A 19,796-nucleotide genomic window follows, 5' to 3' on the forward strand; every position below is an offset into this window, starting at 1 on the left:
CCATGCTGCTGCATTGGAGTGTGACCAGCTCCCCGTATGCATTCCCTCGCAGAGCATGGGAACGAGAAGATCGTGTTTAGTCATCACTGTGGCGGTTTTTCAGTTTATTATACAGAGTTTCAGAATAGGCATTTGACACCAGCTTGATATATTCATTGACGGCAATTTTTCTGAGTTCATTCGTGAACAACAAAGAACCAATAGCGGCATCCGAGATCAAAGAAGTTGTAATCTGTCTTCCTTCTTTTTTGAACTTCTCCAGTTTTTCTCTTGAGTCCCAGATGGATTTATTGACTTTCTCCCTCACGGCACCCCGACAGTTTGCTACAAACTTGCGTTCTTGCTCGGGAGTAAGAGCAGGTAAAGATACATTGCTGTACTGAATCTTTTCTGCCACCAGCTCGAGTAATTCAGAAAAGTTTTTACCACCTGGAAAAAATTGCTGCATTCCTGCCTGAGACAGGTTGAGTACAGGTGAACTCCCCATTAGCTTTACCATTTTGATCCCGTCTTCACCCTTGAATGACTCGGGTTTTCCTTTAATCCCCAACGCAAGCTCCCGGGCTGCTCTGAAAATAAGACCGGCATTGTCAGAATCACCTCCCATACTTTCAATCCAGTCTTTTACGGCTTTTTTAAAGAAGCTATGGGATATCTTCTGGCGCAAAGCAGTATGATCCTGACCGAACTGAACATCAAAGTCAGTCTGATAAGCAGTGTTAGAAACGTTCAACCGGTTTCTTCCTATTAGATAGGAACGCAGATCATTTACCAACATAATCGAATTCGATGCTTTATCGAATTGAAACACCAATGCATCACTCGTATAATCAACAGCATCATTATCAGGCTCTTGTGCAGAATCTTTCTGTGGAGGCAGCTTCAACGCATTTAATAGCAACAGAGCCTCTTTTTCGGTTATTTTGTGCGTTGCGGGGTCATACCCCTGAGAAAAAAAAGCATCAAATACCTTATTGACGTCAGCGTCAGGAAAAGCATTCTGAAGTGCAGCTTTGAAACTATCATTGATCTCAACACGCGTTGGCTCTTTATGCTTTGGCCTGAACAGTCGGCCAATCCATGACGTTTTCGGAACAATCTTACCCGATTTGGAATTATAACTAACACATTCTGTGAGATACGCTGCCTGATGCTTATCCGTCTCAGAAGAAAAAGCAGACAAAATAGCCCGGGAAAAGTGAACCGGGGCACGCTTACTTAAAACAGGTGAAGGGGGCGTGGCTACCACATCCCTTGCCAAAATACTTTTCCCCTCCAAGGTAGAACCAGGGGCTTCAGGCGATGGAGTATATCGCCGGGAATTGTCCACCGAACTGACCCGATATCCAAATATTAGTGCTTTAGCAGCCCTGCTAACCGCAGCAATACGACTCTCGCCTTGATCCAGAGTCATTCTGTAAGTATGCTTGCACCCCTCCATACGACCCATTGGCTTTTGATCCATTGGTTTATCATCTTTGTATTCACCTTATAATGCTGTATCGGCTGAAAACTCAGGTGGATTAAGTGAGTGAGACTTTCGTTAACGATTAGTGCAGCCAAGCGTTAATCTCCGTACCATTTCAACTCGCTCCCACGCTGCTGCATCGGAGTGTGACCAGCTCCCCGTATGCATTCCAACGCAAAGCGTGGGAACGAGGAGAAACGAGTAACTGCTTGAATGGTTAGAAGGTTCTGAGAGCAACAATTCTTTTTTGGACACTTGATAAACCTTGAATGTTATTCAACTGAAAAGCTTCAATGCTGTCCTGGTGTTATTCCTGAACTTTGGTCAGCTGGATACCGGCATTAATATTCCAATATCTGATTTAAATTACCTCGGCAGTAAACCAATAAACTGACCAAGCAATGGGCTCGTTTATTCTAGTCAACAAACTTTTGGTTTCTGCAATTTTTTATTAGAACAAGCCGGTTAGAAGCTTCAGCCCTGTTAGAAAAAGGCAGATGTATAAAACCTTGTAAAAAAAATCAGTAGAGATGGTTTTAACCATCTTCATTCCAAGCCAGACACCCAGAGGGCAAACAGGTAGCAACAAAGAAGACAGTAGCAGGTTATCTGGGGTGAACTCGCCAAGGGCAGCATAGGCAGGACATTTGACCAGGTTGAGAGAACCAAAAAAGATCGCCATGGTGCCTGCCAGAAATTCCTTTTTAAGCTTCAACGGCAGCATGTAAACACTCAGGGGAGGTCCCCCGGAGTGAATGCCGAAACTGGTGAAACCACTGACGGTTGACCAGAAGATACCGGACAGTGTTCCCGGCTTGCGGGGTGAGTGAAAGTAGTGACCGAACCATTGCTTCAGGCAAAACAAAATGGCAATGATACCGATCATGCCTTTGACAGCCTGTTCACTGAGGGATGCAAACACCATCAGGCCCAGCAACAGGCCGAACAGGCCAGGAAAAATAATGATCCTGAACACAGTCCAGTCCACGTGCTTCCGCCATCCCCAGACGGCGAATCCGTCCATAGCTAACAGCAGGGGCAGGAGGATTGCGGCAGCCTGAACGGGAGGCATGGATAACGACATAAGTGGCACGGCAATCATGCCCAGAGCATTGCCCATGCCTCCCTTGCCCAGCCCCGTAATAACGACCGCCGGGATAGCCGTTATAAAGAAGGGCAGCTCTGGTATGGACGACAGCGGTGCTGAAAACATGGGAAAAGTCAGGTGAGAAGTTCGATTTCGTAATCCAGCATTTTATCCTTGTTGAACAGGTAGCGACCGATAAAACTCTTTTTCTTAAGCAACAGCGGTAACCAGTAGCGGTCATCCTCCCACATTTCATCATAAGGAATATCTTTGATATGGAACCACAGGGGAATCGCCTCGTCGGTTTCTTCGGGAATACCATCGTAGTCAGAAGCGGAAAAGGCGTAGACATGAATGGAGTAGCCATCGACAAACTGGAACAGGCATTCGCCATGGAAGGTCATATTTAGCGGGGTGATTTTCAGTTCTTCCTGAACTTCACGCACTGCGCACTCCAGTGTGGTTTCACCCTCTTCAAGCCTGCCGCCGGGCCCATTGATTTTACCGGCTCCCAGTCCGCGCTTTTTACGAATTAAAAGAATATGGTCACTTTTAACGATAAACGTCAGGGTAGCAGGATCCTGCGCTTTCCAGCTTTCCCAGTCGATGTCGGACAGTGTTCTGGCGATTATGGGCTGCATGTCAGGCTTTTGCTTTGTCGATACTTCAAATTCCCAAGTATAAAGCAGTGCTGAAAAAGATGGCGGGTTAATTTTTTCTCTCTATTTAAGTTGTGACAGTGGCAGCAGTGTCAGAGTGTTGGACCTGAAAGCCCCGGTGTCAATAAAGTGGGTATTACCGAGGGTTGTAGGATCTTCGACAATGGTGTGGCCACAGATGATATGATCAACACCTTCAACCCAGTCTGTGTTTCCGGTTTGTACTTTTGTTCTCGACCACATCAATTGCCGGGTCAGTTCCGGATCGGTCTCTATATTGCGCGGATTCCATTGCTTCAATGGGTATTCTGCGTGACAGATCGCCAGTTTGTTGCCATTAGAATGTTCAACGAGTATCAGGTAGGGCAAAGTATCAACCCAGTTGGCATACTCTCGCATTTTTTTTGCAGAAACTTTAAGATGCCAGCGACCGCCATTGAGAACCCAGTCTGCCAGAATAGCTGATGACTCAGGGTTTCGGGCAATGGTCCTCAGGGTATCTTCGTGATTGCCGCAGACAGGGTGAAACCAGGGTTCATGGATCAGGGAGAGGCAACCGGGCGAATCAGGACCCCGGTCAATCAGGTCTCCAACACTGAAACAACGATCTACCTTAAAATCAAAATCCACACGCTCCAGAGTTTCGAAGAGCAAGTCGTACATGCCGTGTAGGTCGCCGATTGCGAAATCTCTTCCTGATAAGTTGGGTCCAAAGGTTTGAAGAAACATGATAGCTCCTTTGCAGTCCATTGCTTCTGGAGTTAGAAGTAGACACGGGTCGTGTTAAGTTCCTTTGAGTGTTGCCAGACCCGATTTTGGATCAATCTGTATCCCGATGGGTGCTGACCTGAGTATAACCTTCACCTGTTTGTCATTGGCCAAAACCCTGAACGACAGTGGTGTACTCTTGGGCAGTTCGCCGTTTTTTCTTGCCTCGGCAGCGGTATCCAGGGCATTAAGGTAAAAAGGCAACACCTTCTCTACTGTTTCGGCCAGATTGCTGAGAATCATAGCGTTAGCCATTAGCGCAGGTACATAAGTCGGTGTAGCGTAATCGGTGGTCTTAAGCTGAGACTGGATATGATCGACCCAGAGTTTCTTTTTTTCTTCGGGCAACTTGTTGAAAGCTTTCAGCAACTGCTTGCCTTCTTCCGGAGTAAAGAGTCTCATCATTGCAGCCAGAGCACCAAGAGCCTCGATTTCCTGAGTCGATAGCCCGCTATTGTTTGACAGGTTCAACCACCAGGCTCGCGCTGTCAGGTAGGAAGGAATGGGATTAAAACCGGGATCTTTCTGCAGCTTGTCCAGTTCTTCTTTGATCTGGTTCATTGCCCGGTAAGTGTTCTCTGTCAGGTAAAGAGAGCCTTTGGCACTGATGTGACCTCTGAAGCCGGCAATATTATCTACCCAGTAGGCATACCAGAGGTTCAGGTCCCCGGGCTTCAGTGTGCCACTGCGAAAGCCCTCTTTCAGAGTGCTGTACATATTCAATGAACCTTCGTCGTACATCATATGGCGCAGATGACTTTCCGGCAGGAACACAATGGTGAATTTACGGCCATCGGAGTGGTATTTACTGGCAACTTCTTTAGCCAGCGGGTAGATACTGGTGGCTTTTTTCGCCGTGACCGAAAGGAAACGGGTACTGTCTTCGGGGAGTTTGGTACCAAGGACTGCAGAGGCCCGCTCCCTCGCGGTCGGTGACAGGGTAACGGCGCTGATGATCGCTGCCGCAGCCAGTGTTTCGTAGGACTCCTCGTCCAGTCCACGAATGAGCGCTGATAGCTGGTTGAAGTGTTCAAGACTCAAGACCGGCTTATCCAGATCTTTCTGAGGCAGGATAAATGCATCGTAGTCCTTTTGTGTACCGGATCTCAGCAACTGCAGTGAATAAAGGCGCGACAGGGCACGAGGGACTTCCGAATGTATATTGGAGGGTAGCTGGTCCGCCGACATTTCAGGGGTGACATTGGGATTGTCCATGACCCAGCTTAGCTGCTCTATCTGGCTGCTGGTAATATTCAGATCCTTACCATAGGTGACGCTGATGTATTCTCTGATCAGGTTGACGGCTTCACTGGCCTGAGCCTGCCAGCCAGGCAGAATCAGCATTAAAATAAAAAGAGGCTTTAATAATGTTTTCATAACTGAAAGGGTAGTGGGTGAGATGCCTAAGCATAGCAACAGGCTTGGAGTTTGCTTCAGGGTTTTTGAATCCGCTTATGAAAATTCCGTCAAGAAACCTGCGTTGACTCTACCTGCAGTTTTATATGAATATTTCAGGAACAGGGCACTATTCAGGAGGGGACAGCATGGCGGACTCCAGAGAGACCATCCGATCATTGTTTGATCTGCAGGCTGAAAACTATATTCAGCAGGACAGTGTTGGCATGCTGGATCATTATGCACCAGAAGAAGAGCTGCTGTTCTGGAGCTCAGAGGGAGCCCAGATTAACGGTCATGATGCCTTGAAGTTTTGGTATGAAACCCTCTTCAACCAGTTCGAAATCCTGTCTGTTAAATACCGAATTGAGTCTGCCTGGGAGGGACCAGACCAGATTTCCTGCAGCAGTACCTGGCAGTTGGAAACCCGGCTCAGGGATGTTGAGTGGGCGGTGGTAGAACTACAGTTTCTGCGGGCGACACACGTTTTGAGACAGTACCAGGGAGCATGGAAAATAGCACATATCCACTCTTCTCCCATTGGCCAGGCCTCAGCCGATTTTCCCGCCAGCTGATGGTTCTCCAATAGCAGGTGGTTTTTCTTGTACCAGCCCCGGGGGGCACAATGGTCTAACCTTGAGTCACTGCTCTTTTTAACCTTCCTGTCTGGGACAGTGGGCTTTTCCCTGACCAACATTAGAGTGACTTATGCGGCGTTGCATTACTGCACCCAGTGAACAGTACAAACTGGCTCTGGCTGTCTCCATGGTTGCTATGCTGGAGCTTTATGGTTCCTGATCTATGCCCTGATGGCCAGTTATATCGCCGGGCATTTTTTTCCTGCCTCGGATCAGCTGACGTCCCTGCTGGGAAGTTTTGCTGCCCTTGCTGCAAGGTATTTAACCAGACCGTTGGAAGGGCTGTTTTTCGGGCACCTGGGACCTGCATACTATCTTGTGGTCATCGGCATTATCAGTCTGATGGCGGTTCTGGCTCCCTGGCCTGACTACGATATGAAAAAAAATGAATGTCTTGACACAACACTAGCGGAAAAGGGTTGAGATTGCAGAGTCAGGGATTTATGTTCGCTCATGCAGTAAAGTTTCAGATTGCCCTGTGATGAGCCCAGTCGCGCACCGACATCTCGGCTCATTGTACTCATTAGGAAGAAAAAGAGTTTCAACCATGGATAACAATGCGACGCCTGTCTCATTCAAACAAGGACCTTTGTGGGTTGCAGTTACAGTCCTGAGTCTGTTGCCCGCTTTGGCTTTTTCATCAAGCTTCTATGAACAATGCCTCCTGAAACAGGCTATGGAAGCCGATGACCAGATCACAATGGCGGAGATCAGGGCCGTTTGCAGCAAACCCTCCGAAGAAGATGCTCTGTCAGTCGTTGCAGGTGATTCCGATATGGCCCGGGAGGGAGAGAAAAGCGCTTTTGATGAGCGAGTCAGAGGGGAACGTCAGGCATTTGATAATCGTTTCGTGATTACTCCCCATCGGCCCAATTATGTGCTTCCGGTTTCCTGGAACAGCAATGTTAACAAGGCACCTTACAATGAAGTAGGTGAGGAATTGTCGTCAACTGAAATCAAGTTTCAGCTGAGTCTGAAAGCGCCTGTCTGGGAAGGTCTGTGGAATGGTTACGGTAATGTTTATGTCGCCTATACCAACACTTCCTGGTGGCAGGCCTACAACAGCAACTCGGCACCATTTCGGGAAACGAATCATGAACCGGAGGTCTTTGCAATATTCCCGGTCGATTATTCGGTATTGGGTATGGACTTGAGGGCTGTAGTGGTCGGTCTGTCTCACCAGTCTAATGGCCGGTCGGGCAATCTATCCCGAAGCTGGAATCGGGCCTACCTGAATTTCCTGCTGGAAAAGGGTGATTTTTACATGAGCTTCAAGCCCTGGTATCGAATTCCGGAACCTGAAAAAGATCCCAATAACCCGAATGATACCGAGGGGGATGATAACCCGGATATTGAAAAGTTCATGGGGCATGGTGAGCTTCATTTTGGCTATAAACTGGACGAACATCAGATTTCCATGATGCTCAGAAACAACCTTCGTTTTTCTGATAACAAAGGCGCGGTGCAACTGGGTTGGTCCTTCCCTCTTAATGACCGTTTCCGGGGTTATTTCCAATACTTTAATGGCTATGGTGAGAGCCTGATTGATTACAATGCCAGTGTAAACCGGATCAGTATGGGTGTGATGTTGACCGACTGGTTGTGACAGTGCTTCTTACAACAACTCGACTATACTGAAGCGTCAATCATCAATAGCATGGGACGCTTTCAGTATCAGTGGGGTTCATCTCTTGATAGTATCGCCATTCCTCGTGTATCTCTGTGTGGGCGCAAAACCATCCGTCGGCAAAGAAATAATAATAAGAAAGTTCAGTGAACTTAATTTCGGTTTTTGGGTCAAAGCATCACTGAAAACGCTGTATCACAAAACAATGAAATATGATTGTTCCTGATTAGAGTGACTAACGGCGCTGTTATCGGTCGGGCTTTTGAGCTATGACCTGATGAAACGTCAGCTCTGAGCAGGCAGACAAAAAAAGGAGACTGGGCAAGATGGCAAATATTATCATAGCTGTAGCAGTGACATATCTTTATCATTGCTTTTCAGGATATGTTTCAGACAATCAGACGAAAACGAATGAAACAGTTTTGGAAGTGCATCAGCCTGTAAATAATGGGGCAGGTGTAGAAACACTGTACCGAAATTCTGACTTGGAAAAAACGATCATAAAAGAGCTGATGGATTTAGAGGGTAAAACTTTGCCTGAAGACTATGAATCCAGATTGTTCAGTTTAAGTAGGGTAAATATAAAAACGAATGCACTTAATGATGGTGAACTGGATAAGGTAAATCAGATCTTTGACGCCATAAAAGGCCATATGATTGAGTTGTTCAAAGGCCGTGGTACTTTTGATCTGGAACGGGTACAAGCTGCTGATATTGAGGCTGTTTATATTTATTCTTTTAGTCACAAAGCTGCTACTCCGGAATGTCTTACATTGAACGATATTTGTCAACCCGCTAAAACCCAGCTCATAACTCAAAGCAATAATCAAGACTTAATATTGGGTGATTATAAGAACATGTTTTCAACAGAATGGATTCTTGAAAATTCAAAAGGGGGAGCAAAATATCGGGAATTAAGTCCCGGAGACTTCCTTCTTGATGTCGACTTTGCCCAAAAAAAAATATTATATGAAAATAATTCTGATTTTCTAACGGCATCCAGAATCATTGAAAAAAATGAAACATTCCCCACTATGGGTTTCAGAGCTCTATTTGTAATGTCTGATCCTGCTAAAAAAGAATTTTTTATTCAAACGACTGGAAGAAGCTACACTCACAAAATTGATGCCGAACAGCTATCAAATATGCTTAAAACCATTCCAGGAAGACAAATATCAATGCTCACAGGGTTGGCCAAAAAGCTTTATTGAAAAATAACCCTGATATTGAAAAGTTCATGGGACAGGGTGAACTTTATTTTGGCTATAAGCTGGATGAATACCAGAATTCCATGATGCTCAGAAACAACCTTTGTTTCTCTGATAACTAAGGAGCGGTGCAACGGGTCTGCTCCTTCCCTCCTAATGACTATTTCAGGGATTTTTGCCATTACCTTTATGACCATGAAGAGAACCTGATTGATTACAACGCCAGTATAAACCGGATCAGTATGGGGGTGATGTTGACCGACAGACTATAAAGTGCGTTTCACGAGGACTCGACTATACTGGAGCGTCAATCACCAATAGCATGGGACGCTTCAGTAAGTGGGGGTCACCTCTTGATAGTATTGCCATTCTTTCTATGTCCCCGTGTGGGAGCAGAACCATCGATTTATAAAGAAATAATAACCAGAGAGTTCAGTGAACCTGGTTCTGGTTTCAGGGGCAGAAGTATCACTGAAAAAAGTATCAATGAAAACGGTTCATCTCAAACCATTGGAAGTAGGGTATTCCTGATTAGCGTCATTAGGGACACTAAGTACCTAACCAGTTGGCTTCGCATATTCTGGACGGCGGCTTTTTCCATCCCTCTGCGTTCCAACTCTGGTTGCGTAGCTATGGCTACGCACCAGTCGTTGCGCCTTGAAGGATGAAAAAATCCACTCGCCAGAATATGCGAAACCAACTGGCCAGGTACTTATGATCGTTAAGGCTCCTGAAGCTATGACTTAATGAAACGCAACCTTCAAGCAGGCAGTCAATAGAGGAGACTGGAAGACATGGCGGTAAATATTCTTATAGCAGCAGCAATAGCATATCTTTATTGTAATTCAGGAAATGCACCCGACAAACGCACCAAAAAGACTGAAACAGGCTTGGAAGTGCATCGGCCTGTAGATAGAAGGACAGGCGTAGAAACACTCTATCGAGCCTCCGGAATAGAAAAAAAGATCATCAAAGAGCTGATGGATTTGGATGGAATGACTTTTCCTGAGGACTATGAGTCCAGATTATTCACTTTAAGTAGAGGGAGTATAGACACTAATGCCCTTTCTGAAGATGAGCAGGATAAGGTGAATCAAATTTTTAACGCAATAAAAAGTCACATGATTGAGTTCTTTAAAGGCAAGGATACTTTTAATCTGGAAGAAGCTCGAGGTGATGGCATTGAGGCTGTCTATATTTACTCTTTTAGTCACAAAGCCGCTACTCTGGAATGCCTTACATCAAACGATCTTTGCCAACCTGCTAATACCCAACCCATAACGTCTAATGACAAGCGCACAGCTCAAAGCAATAACGAAGATTCGATTTTTGATAATTATAAGAACATGTTTTTATCCGAATGGATCCTTGAACAGTCCAAAGCGAGCCTGAAAGGCTATCGGGAAACAGATCCCGGCTATTATCTTTCTGGGGCGGATTTTACCCAAAAAAAATCATTGTATGAAGCATGTCTTGGTTTTATAGAGGCGTCCAGAGTCGTTGAAAAAAATAAGGCATTCCCCACTGCGGGTTTCAGGGCCGTGTTTATAATGACTGATCCAGCTAAAAAAGATCTTTATATTCAAACTGCTGGAAGAAGCTACACTCACAAATTTGGTGCTGAAAGGTTATCAAATATGCTTAAAACCATTCCAGGAAAACAAATATCCATGCTCACAGGGCTGGCCAAAAAGCTTCATACAAAAAAACAACCCTGATATTGAAAGCTTTATGGGACATGGTGAGCTCCATTCAGGCTATTGCCATTCCAGACACACACTGCGCTAAAGCAAATCAAATAACTGCAAAGAAATAATAATTAGGGTGCTCAGGGGAATTTAATTGAGGTTCTGATGTCTAAAGTACTATGGGAGGCTTCAGATTATCTCAAACCGGAGGAAGAAGGTCGTTTTTAAACGGAGCTGACTGCAGAATTGAGACTCTTTCAGAATTTATCCCTGGATAGTTAAATATCTGATGCCATGACTTTCTGAAATGCGAACGCTCAGAATAGATGTATAAAATGGAGGTGGAGACATGAAACCAATTCTCGCAGGATTAGCAGTTTACTTTGCTCTACATTATTTTTCAGAGGATATTCCAGATATTCAGACTGAAACAGAAGAGCAAGTTTATCAACCTGTAAATAATGGTACAGGCATACAGTCACTCTATCGAAATTCCAACTTGGAAAAAACAATCATCAAAGGACTGAAAAATTTAGGCGGGAGAACTTTGCCTGAAGACTATGAGACCAGATTGTTCACTTTAAGTAAGGGCGATCTGGATACTGCCAGTCTCTCTGATGCTGAGTTAGGTGAATTAAATGAAGTTTTTAGCACAATCAAGAACCATGTCATTGGGCTGTACCGACGCAGCGATGAAATTGATCTGGAACTAATAAAATCTGCTGATATTGAGGCTGTCTATATTTACTCTATTAGCCACAGTGCTACCACTCTGGAATGTCTCACATGGAACGATATTTGCCAGCCTGATAGTGCCAAATACACAGAGCATAGATTAAAAGATATAACTCAATTGGGTAATAAAAACTCAGTTCTGGATGATTATATAAACATGTTTGCATTCGATTTTATTATGAAAAAAACCATAGACGAAGGTTTTTTATACAACTACTATAGTACGTCTTACATGAACCTCATTGATGAGGTAAACATTACCAAAAAACAGTTAATACAAGAAAGAATTTCTGATCTTATATCGCTCGCCAGTATCACCGATGAAGATAAAGGGTTGCCCGCTTTGGGATATAGGGCTTTATTTGTAATGACTGATACTGATAAAAAGAACCTTTATATTCTAAGTACTGACAGAAGGTACACTGGCGCTCACAATGCCGAACAGTTATCAGAGTTACTCAAAACCATTCCGGGAAAACAAATATCAAAGTTTACAGGAATCGGAAAAAGGCTTAATAAAAAAAATTAACCTTGATATTGAAAAGTTTATAGGACATGGTGAGCTTCATTCTGGCTATAAACTCTATGAACACAAAATTTTTCACGATGCTTAGAAGTAACCTTAATTTTTCTGATAACAAAAGCCCAGTTACCACTGGGCTGGTCCTTCCCTCTTAATGACCGTTTCCGCGTCTATGTCCAATACTCTAATGGCTATGATGAAAGCCTGATTGATTACAATTTCAGTCTGAACCGAAACAGCATGGGTGTGATGCTGACCGATTGGCCATAATATTGCCTTTTACAAAGAGTCGGCTACACTCCAAAGCGTCAATTGCCAATAGCGTGTGACGCTTCAATATTATCGGGGTTTATCTTTTGTCAGTATCACCACACTTCATAATTACTCAGCCATACGGAATCGAATATTTCTGGCTTATTGGGCAGGTGCTCTGCAAGGCGCAACGACGGGAACATAGCAAGCTATGTGACCAGAGTTACAACGCATCACGACTGCATGGATGCAGGAGCTAGAGCAACGCAGGAGCAGTTGCCGCGAGTCCCTGAACAATAAGTCAGAAAATATGATTTTGTATGGTTGAGTACTTATATTCCTGTGCGGAATCAAAGCCATTTACCCAAAAAGCAATAATAACCAGAGAGTTCAGTGAGCTTAATTTCAGTTTTGGGATCAAAAATTTCGGTGAAAGTTTTTATCTCAAACCAGTGGGAAGAAGGTCTTTCCCAGTGGGAATTAGTAACCGGATTCTAATCGGTCAGGCTCCCAGAGCTATCAATTAATGAAATACTCGCTTTAAGTAGGCGTTCAAAAAAGAAGGTTAAGCAGATGTTATTAAAAACGGTTGCATTAGCAGGACTGGCATATCTTTTTGGTTTTTTTTCAGAAGATGTTCCAGATACCCGGACTGAAACGACTGAAACAGGGTTGGAAGTGCAACAATCTGTTGAAAGAGGATTGGAAGCGCCTCAATCTTTTGAAACAGGTTTGGAATTGCCTCAACCAGTCAATAGAGGAACAGGCATAGAAACGCAGCTTCGAACTTCCGGCTTGGAAAAGACGATAATCAACGAGCTGATGGAGTTAGATGGGAAAACTCTGCCCGAAGACTATGAATCCAGATTATTCTCATTAAGCAGGGGGAGTATAAACACGGATGCTCTTTCTGATGATGAACTGGAGAAGTTCAATCAAATCTTTGGCGCAATAAAAGACCATATGATTGAATTGTTCAGCGATGAGTATACTGTTCGTCAGGAACTAATAAAAGCTGCTGATATTGAGTCTGTCTATGTTTATTCTTTCAGCCACAAAGCTGCAACTCTGGAATGCCTTACGTCGAACGATATTTGCCAACCTCCTAATGCTCAACACTTAATACTTAATGCCGAAAGTACAACTCAAAGCAATGATGAAGGCTCAATGTTTGATGATTACAAAAAAATGCTTTCATTCGAATGGATTCTTAAACATTCCAAAGTGGGCTTGGCAGGCTATCAGGATTCAAATTACGCGTTAACCCTTCATGGGGTAGACTTTGCCGAAAGAAAAATGTTAGAGGAAACAGCTTCTGATTTTGTAAGTCTGTCCAGAGTCATTAAAAAAAATGAAGCATTTCCCACTATGGGCTTCAGGGCTGTATTTATAATGACGGGTACCAGTAAAGAGAATGTTTATACTGTGTCTACGGGAAGAAGCTACACTCACAAATTTGATGCCGAACAGTTATCCATTATGCTTAGAACCATTCCGGGAAAAAAAATATCAATGCGCACAGGGTTGGCCAAAATGCTTAATAAAGAAAAGCAACATTGATATTCTAACTCTATAAAAGATCGTTAAATCGTTAAGACACTCACTCAAGTCACCGGGAATGATAGGCGAATTCTGGTCGGAACCGGAGATTACTCCGGTTCAACTCTGAAATGCTTTTACAACCCATCAGTTTCATATCCCGCTCCATTTCGCTGCACAGATTACCCAGAGCCTTTTCAACGCCAGCTCTTCCCGCTGCTGCCAAAGCATAAAGATACAGGCGGCCACCTGAGCAGGCTCTGGCGCCCATTGACAGAGCTTTAAGAACGTGTGTACCCCTCTGTATTCCGCCGTCGCATATCACATCAATTCGATCTCCAACGGCATCTACGATTTCTGCCAGCTGGTCAAAGGGAGAGCGTGAGCCATCCAGCTGTCGGCCACCATGGTTGGAAATCATGATGGCTGCAGCGCCAATATCTACGGCTCTGCGTGCATCTTCGACCGACATGATGCCTTTCAATACCAATGGCTTTTCCCAGTAGCGGACAATCTCTTCAGCTGCCTGCCAGTCCATACTTTGATCCAGCATGGTATTGATGTAGCTACCGATCGAAAGGGTAATGCTGGTGCCTTCGCCAACATAGTCCTGAAGCTGAGGCAGCTCAAAGCCACCATGGGACAAGTAATTCAGACCCCAGGCCGGATGACAGGTAAAACTCAGCAGACTCTTCAATGTCAGTTTGGGGGGGATGGTAAAACCGGTGACAAGATCCCTTTCCCTGTTGCCTCCCACGGCTGTATCCACCGTTAATGCCATGGCATCGAAGTTGGCTGCCTTGCATCGGTCTATCATGTTGCGGGTCAGCCCCTTATCCTTATGTACGTAAAGCTGGAACAGCTTCGGGGTTTTAATGGTTGAGGCAATCTCTTCGATGCTGGTGGTGCCCAGAGAAGAAAGGCCAAAAAGCGTGCCAAACTGTTCTGCTGCTTTTCCTACAGCCATCTCACCTTCATGATGAAAGAGGCACTGCAGTGCGGTGGGCGATAAGAAGAGAGGGATGTCCAGATCCAGCCCCATAACCCGGGTAGAGAGATCAACATGCTCTGCACCTCTCAAAACATTGGGTACCAGGTCACAGTTGGAATAGGCCTCGGTATTTCTTCGCCGTGTGGTCTCATCATCCGCAGCGCCGTCAATGTAATGAAAAATGGGGGAGGGCAACCGTCTTCGGGCGAGTTCCCGGAAGTCTCTGGTGTTGTGGCAGTGTTTCAGGCGCATGGTTTTCCACTGGCCTGTCGTCGCTGACAGTCTGTAGTTGGATCATGAAAAATATTTGGCGCTTTAGGTATAGCACCGATTTGGAGCAGATCAACAACAAACCGAAAAAATGCGTGCCGGTTTTGCATAGCTGCTGGTCAGTTCTTCTTATGATGTCAAGCAAGCTATTTCAGAGGGAGAAACTGGTATTATCCGACGTCGGCTTCATTATGGGTTTCGACACCGTCATGGTCAGTCTTTTCCAACAGTAACGCGGCAGCTGTTGCAACCTCTTCCTCTGTGCCGTTATACAGCAGCAGAAAGTTGCCGGCAGACAGAGATTTCTCGTAGCGGACAATGCTGTTTTTAGGAATCCCCATACTGGCCAGACCAGCCCCGAGAGCTGACAGCCCGCCGACAATAACCGCACCTTCAAGCCCGCCGGCAATAGCTGATACCAGCGGTCCTGCGATCACCATGGGACCAATGCCAGGAATCACAAAAAACGCAGCACCAAACAAAATACCCCACAGACCACCCCAGAAGGCACCGATCTTGCCCCAGGCTTTCATCCGGTCCCCGGTGTTGTAGTAACCTACTACGTGCTCTTCGGTATGGTAGTCATTACCAACTACTGAAATTTTCTTCATCTCAAAGCCAGCTTTTTGCAAGCTTTTAACCGCATCATCGGCCGCATTATGGGTTTTGTAGGTAGCAACGCAGGTGTTTGGCGTCTTCATTGGAGTACTCCAGGTAGAAGTTAGCGCTCTAGGAGCCTGACCGAGAATAGACTGCCCTACTGCGGCGGCAGCAAATTGGTCTGTAAATCCGCTTTTGTTCGTCAAATAGCTCGCTATTCTCCTCACAAAACCGAATTTTCATCCTCAATTTTCTGCCGTCCTCGCTACAGGCGCTATTCTCGGTCAGGCTCCTAGGAAAAATAGTTGATTCTCGGTATCCGTCAAATAGTGGTCAAATGTCCAATAGCAGTCGAATTCAGGCTTCCAGTATCGTTTATTTGCAAAAAAAAGCCAGGAGCAAGTCCTGGCAAAAAGGAGTGTTCTCAATTATTTCGCGGTGGTGGTTCTAACCCTGGTTTTCTGTCCGTTCTGGCCTTCCAGCGGGCGGTTCTTTTCAAAGTCCTGTCTCAGATACAGTTTTGGAAAAGCGTGGTTGGCAAACTCTTGTTGAGTAAAGTCACGAATGGCTTTTTTCTCACCCTTTGTCCGGGTGTGTTTGGGTTGTGCCAGCCGTTTGATTGTTTCAGGGTTAACCTTGCCGCTTTTATCCCGGGCTACAGGGGCTTTCAGGTTATCCTCATATTTTTTTCTGGCTTCGACCAGTGCGTTTTGTCTGGCCAGAAAATCTGCAGAGAGGGCTTTCTGTTGTGCCTTGGGCTTGCGTTCATTTTTGTCACCGAAAACCACCGTGCGGATGTTCTTTTGATAACGGTCAGCGACCTCTGCTCCCGGAGTATCGAGAGGGATGGTGTGAGGCTTGGCAAGAGCCGTCATGAAGGCATGGTCTGGATTTTTCTTTAACTGGCCCACTGGACGAGGAATTCGAGATGGCGCTTTCGTGGATCGCTCTTTTAAGGGCTGTTCTTTGCTGGACGGCTCTTTGATATAGGAAGTGGTGTCAGCAACGGATACCTGCCTGTCGCCAATATCCGTTTCATCCAAATCCCACTCAAAGAACATGCCGTTCTCATAGAGGTCAAGCATATTGGTTATGGAGTCTTTCGCCATGGACCCGACTGCACTGGCTCCGGAATAAAATATGGATACTGCCCTCGAAGCACCATCACACAGCCAGTTTTTGGCTTGCTTTTTGCCCTCTGAAAATGCATTGAGAGCAAATTGCAGTGTACTGCCTGTTTCAGTGTCCGGTGATTTGGTGATCATACATGAGTACATAGGCAACTCCTTTCTATCCTTGAATGCTGTTATTGATATTCAGCTTACCCTTTTTTCAAAAGCTGCTTAATGACCTTCTGGTCAGCAGAACTAACGATCTTTCTCCAGTATGTGCAGCCAAAGCAGGTATGGGCTTCTGATTGAGTACGAATGTCTGCATTAATTCAACGCTCAATCTTTTTATGATCAAGAAGCTCAAGTTCGGATACTCTTTTTCCAACACCGGGTGAACAACAAGCTAGGATGTTAATGCTCAGATACAAGGTGGAAGGTGGATGAACATTGTGAAGAACCTGGCTGTTGCAAGCCTGATTATCTTACCGGCAGTAAGCTGTCTACAGGCACAGGCTCAAACGTCAGGCTCAATTCAGCCAACAGAAATACCACCTCAATTATTCTATGAATTTGAAGTAGATCCGAACCAGCTACCGGAAATACCCACTGCTCCTGCGCCAACACATTGTCCCCCTCACAGGGCATTGAGTATTTCATGGAATAAAAACAGTACGCTCATAGCTGTGGGAATAGGTTCTGGGGATAACGATGGCGATACGAGAAAGTGTCGGCTTTCAGGAGCCCTGCAAATCTTTAATGTGAGTGCCTCAGGATACCCGAGACTCGTGCGTACCCATCACGCAACAAACTGGATAGAAAGCGTTACTTTCAGCCCCGACGGCACTCAGCTGATAGCCGGGGGGAAGGATGGCAAGGTCAAGATTTATGGAGGGATAAGCCCGTTCAGCTACCAGGACACCCTGTCCGAAGCGCTAAGAGATTTACGAACCGTTGCCATTAACCCGAACGGCACCCTGCTGGCAGCCGGGGGATATAACACAAAGATCATGCTTTATCTTAAGAACGAAACCAATCAGTTCACCTACGTGAAAACCCTGTCCCAAGCATCACGGCTTAGTAGTGTAGTAGATCTTGACTTCAACCCCATCAACAGCCAGCTGGCAGCAGCTCAACGTCACCGAATTGTAAGAACTTATCGCGGGACCAGTCCGTACAATCTTCTGAAAACCCTGTTTGATTCGTGCTGCCAGATGTTGGCTGTTGCCTACAATCCCAACGGCACCCTGCTGACATCCGGGGATATGGTAGGACAGGTCAGGTTTTATAACGGGATGAACCCGAACAACACCCTGCACACTCTATCCGTATCAGGCCAGGTATCGAGCCTTGCCTATAACCCAAGTGGTACCCGGCTGGTAGTTGGGCAGGGCAATGGCAAGGTCAGTGTTTTTGAGGGAATCATTCCGTTCTCCCATCTGCACACCCTGCCCTCCGGCAGGTCACCGACGGTTGTTTACAGCCGCGATGGCAAATGGCTGGTCACCGGGGGGGATGATGGAAAGATCATGATTTATCGGGTCGATGGTTTAAGAGCACCGACAACAGAAGCTGTTACGAAAACCCGGATAAAAGTCAGCATAGAAAACGGCACAGAAGTACATAGCTCTTCGACATTCACAGCCCTTTCGCTAGTCACATTATTAACAACGGTTCTTCAGGGGATGATATTGCAATGATGTTTTTGGACAACTTCTCTCCGACTCCGGAGAAGTCTTGTCTCTCTATTTTCGCTGTTTTCTCTCATGACCATACCGGTCTCGGACATTATCCGAAGTATTGATAGAAAGCTGGAGGAAGATGTATTCCTTTTTTCAAAAGCTGCTTAATGACCGTCTGGTTAGCAGACCTAACGATCTTTCTCCAGTATTTGCAGCCCACCGCCTGAAAGGTTATGGAAGAAGGTGTCTCCGGGAACAATATCCACCCGACAGCGGGCTTCTTCCGGCAGGCTCTTCAGTAGCAGGTCTCTGTTTTCTGCCTTTTCCAGAACGTCGGCAGAGAACTCTCCCAGGATGACAATAGGGTGTTCCGGACTCTGCCCCGGATAATATTCGCTCTGTTTGATGTTGATAATAGTGGCCAGTTGCTCAATAACCTCATGGAAAAGGTCTTTCAGTTGAGTTCGGGCCTTGTCATAGTTGCTGCGGCTCACTGCATGCTGACCGCTGAGATAATCCTGACGGTTGCCGTCGTTGTAGATCTGGCTGACCTGGTAACCCAGAGTATTGATACCTGTGCGACCCCAGCGCTTCATCATGGCATAGGGATCACCTTTGTATTTACCATATTCCTGCACATAGTCGCTGGCGAACAGGGCCTGATGGATTGGCTGTGACGCCATATAGGGAAGATAACTTTTGTTTTTGCAGGGTGCAGGGCTGAACCAGGCGTTCTGGCTGGCCTGGCCAATATTCCAGTAACCCCCCGCCATACTCAGCCATTTCGGCAATCTGGCAGACCAGGGGGTGATCTGGCCGTTTTTGACCTGGTAAGGCACCGCTATTGTGGTGGCCTGAATCAGGTCGAAATGTCTGCTGGCTTTATGGTTTCTGTGCAACCAGCTTTTGGCACTGGCGGCCATCAGGGTATGGTCGCCCACCAACTTTACGTTTTCCACCATCATCCCGTGTTCCCTGAACAGAGCCTTTGCCATACAGGTGAAGTAAGCCTCCCGATTTTGACTAACCGGGCAGTTTTTAGTCATCAGAGATCGATATTTTGAGAGCTGGCCTGGTTCAGGTGCTGGCTTTTGGCGATAGAAATCGTAGCCAGCGATACCAATAACGAGATCCGTGCTGCTGTTGGGCGCCAGCTTCGAGTGTTCCAACATGTCTTTTAATGCGCTTTCCAACAGTTTTAGTGGCGATTCGTTGAATGCGATATTGCCGGGGTCTTCGGCCAGATGAGCATCTTTGCCTGAAGATGCATAACCTGCAAAGGCAGGCGTTTCGATGCCGGTGTGAGCAACGGCCATCCGGGCGTCGAAATTGCTTACGTAGACCGTGGTGCGGTATCTGGCCGCCAGAACGGCTTCGTTGAAGCCGAAAAAGCTGAACAGTGTCAGTACGATTTGAAAGACGATCCTTGCGTGTTTGAACATGGCTACTTCCCCGTGTGAACCAATGTAGAGCTGATCGTACGAGATTCAGACAAAGGCTTGCATAACATCTCTGTCAGCAGTGCTGACGAAACCGGAAGACCTTGTAAAACTGCAC

Annotated in this window: 19 protein-coding genes; 10 read left to right on the top strand and 9 right to left on the bottom strand. The window is 46.0% G+C overall.

All coding sequences use genetic code 11. The features are described from left to right. Positions 1-76: 76 nt before the first annotated feature. The 5 genes from ACO6V5_RS01025 to ACO6V5_RS01045 all read right to left on the bottom strand — a co-directional run bounded on the left by ACO6V5_RS01025 (position 77) and on the right by ACO6V5_RS01045 (position 5,359). Positions 77-1,465: a hypothetical protein gene (locus ACO6V5_RS01025; RefSeq protein WP_422413223.1), complete on the bottom strand. Its 1,389-nt coding sequence runs from the start codon at positions 1,463-1,465 to the stop codon at positions 77-79. Between the two features lie 454 nt (positions 1,466-1,919). Beyond that, the gene (locus ACO6V5_RS01030) at positions 1,920-2,681 is read right to left on the bottom strand and encodes a sulfite exporter TauE/SafE family protein (protein WP_422134769.1); all 762 of its coding nucleotides are present in this window, start codon (positions 2,679-2,681) and stop codon (positions 1,920-1,922) included. A gap of 8 nt (positions 2,682-2,689) precedes the next feature. Continuing rightward, positions 2,690-3,196 (bottom strand): 8-oxo-dGTP diphosphatase, encoded by a 507-nt coding sequence (locus ACO6V5_RS01035; protein WP_422134768.1) that lies wholly within the window; start codon positions 3,194-3,196, stop codon positions 2,690-2,692. A gap of 81 nt (positions 3,197-3,277) precedes the next feature. After that, entirely contained in the window at positions 3,278-3,943 is a 666-nt protein-coding gene (locus ACO6V5_RS01040; RefSeq protein WP_422134767.1) for a metallophosphoesterase, read from the bottom strand. 54 nt (positions 3,944-3,997) lie between these two features. After that, positions 3,998-5,359 (bottom strand): hypothetical protein, encoded by a 1,362-nt coding sequence (locus tag ACO6V5_RS01045; protein WP_422134766.1) that lies wholly within the window; start codon positions 5,357-5,359, stop codon positions 3,998-4,000. Positions 5,360-5,484: 125 nt separating this feature from the next. Between ACO6V5_RS01045 and ACO6V5_RS01050 the strand changes: the two genes are divergently transcribed. From ACO6V5_RS01050 to ACO6V5_RS01090, 9 genes are all read left to right on the top strand, one after another. Next, the gene (locus ACO6V5_RS01050; protein ID WP_422134765.1) at positions 5,485-5,952 is read left to right on the top strand and encodes a YybH family protein; all 468 of its coding nucleotides are present in this window, start codon (positions 5,485-5,487) and stop codon (positions 5,950-5,952) included. Between the two features lie 234 nt (positions 5,953-6,186). After that, positions 6,187-6,438: a hypothetical protein gene (locus ACO6V5_RS01055; protein WP_422413228.1), complete on the top strand. Its 252-nt coding sequence runs from the start codon at positions 6,187-6,189 to the stop codon at positions 6,436-6,438. Positions 6,439-6,562: 124 nt separating this feature from the next. Then, entirely contained in the window at positions 6,563-7,621 is a 1,059-nt protein-coding gene (locus tag ACO6V5_RS01060) for a phospholipase A (protein ID WP_422134763.1), read from the top strand. A gap of 347 nt (positions 7,622-7,968) precedes the next feature. Next, entirely contained in the window at positions 7,969-8,853 is an 885-nt protein-coding gene (locus tag ACO6V5_RS01065; protein ID WP_422413230.1) for a hypothetical protein, read from the top strand. Positions 8,854-8,879: 26 nt separating this feature from the next. Further along, positions 8,880-8,972 carry a hypothetical protein gene (locus ACO6V5_RS01070; RefSeq protein ID WP_422137132.1) on the top strand — a complete coding sequence of 31 codons (93 nt, stop codon included), beginning with the start codon at positions 8,880-8,882 and terminating at the stop codon, positions 8,970-8,972. 672 nt (positions 8,973-9,644) lie between these two features. Then, positions 9,645-10,568, top strand: coding sequence for a hypothetical protein (locus ACO6V5_RS01075; protein ID WP_422413232.1), 924 nt, complete (start codon positions 9,645-9,647; stop codon positions 10,566-10,568). A 319-nt stretch (positions 10,569-10,887) separates the two neighbouring features. Then, on the top strand, positions 10,888-11,802 hold the full coding sequence (locus tag ACO6V5_RS01080) for a hypothetical protein (protein ID WP_422441943.1): 915 nt from the start codon (positions 10,888-10,890) through the stop codon (positions 11,800-11,802). A 126-nt stretch (positions 11,803-11,928) separates the two neighbouring features. Next, positions 11,929-12,066, top strand: coding sequence for a phospholipase A (locus ACO6V5_RS01085; RefSeq protein WP_422492191.1), 138 nt, complete (start codon positions 11,929-11,931; stop codon positions 12,064-12,066). Between the two features lie 555 nt (positions 12,067-12,621). Next, positions 12,622-13,608, top strand: a complete 987-nt coding sequence (locus tag ACO6V5_RS01090) for a hypothetical protein (protein ID WP_422412132.1) — start codon at positions 12,622-12,624, stop codon at positions 13,606-13,608. A gap of 49 nt (positions 13,609-13,657) precedes the next feature. Here the strand turns inward: ACO6V5_RS01090 and ACO6V5_RS01095 are convergent, their stop codons facing one another. The 3 genes from ACO6V5_RS01095 to ACO6V5_RS01105 all read right to left on the bottom strand — a co-directional run bounded on the left by ACO6V5_RS01095 (position 13,658) and on the right by ACO6V5_RS01105 (position 16,725). Next, complete coding sequence (locus tag ACO6V5_RS01095; protein WP_422134758.1) at positions 13,658-14,830, bottom strand: alpha-hydroxy acid oxidase; 1,173 nt, start codon at positions 14,828-14,830, stop codon at positions 13,658-13,660. Positions 14,831-15,018: 188 nt separating this feature from the next. Then, entirely contained in the window at positions 15,019-15,549 is a 531-nt protein-coding gene (locus tag ACO6V5_RS01100; protein ID WP_422134757.1) for a general stress protein, read from the bottom strand. 327 nt (positions 15,550-15,876) lie between these two features. After that, a complete protein-coding gene (locus ACO6V5_RS01105; protein WP_422412129.1) occupies positions 15,877-16,725 on the bottom strand; it encodes a hypothetical protein in 849 nt (282 codons plus the stop codon). Between the two features lie 275 nt (positions 16,726-17,000). On the opposite strand from ACO6V5_RS01105, the gene ACO6V5_RS01110 reads away from it, so the two are divergent. After that, on the top strand, positions 17,001-18,257 hold the full coding sequence (locus ACO6V5_RS01110) for a WD40 repeat domain-containing protein (protein WP_422412127.1): 1,257 nt from the start codon (positions 17,001-17,003) through the stop codon (positions 18,255-18,257). Between the two features lie 170 nt (positions 18,258-18,427). On the opposite strand, the gene ACO6V5_RS01115 is transcribed toward ACO6V5_RS01110, so the two are convergent. Then, entirely contained in the window at positions 18,428-19,681 is a 1,254-nt protein-coding gene (locus tag ACO6V5_RS01115; protein ID WP_422134754.1) for a hypothetical protein, read from the bottom strand. Positions 19,682-19,796 lie beyond the last annotated feature (115 nt).

Source organism: Endozoicomonas sp. ALD068 (genome assembly GCF_049310145.1).
In the GTDB taxonomy this organism is placed as follows: Bacteria; Pseudomonadota; Gammaproteobacteria; order Pseudomonadales; family Endozoicomonadaceae; genus Endozoicomonas_A.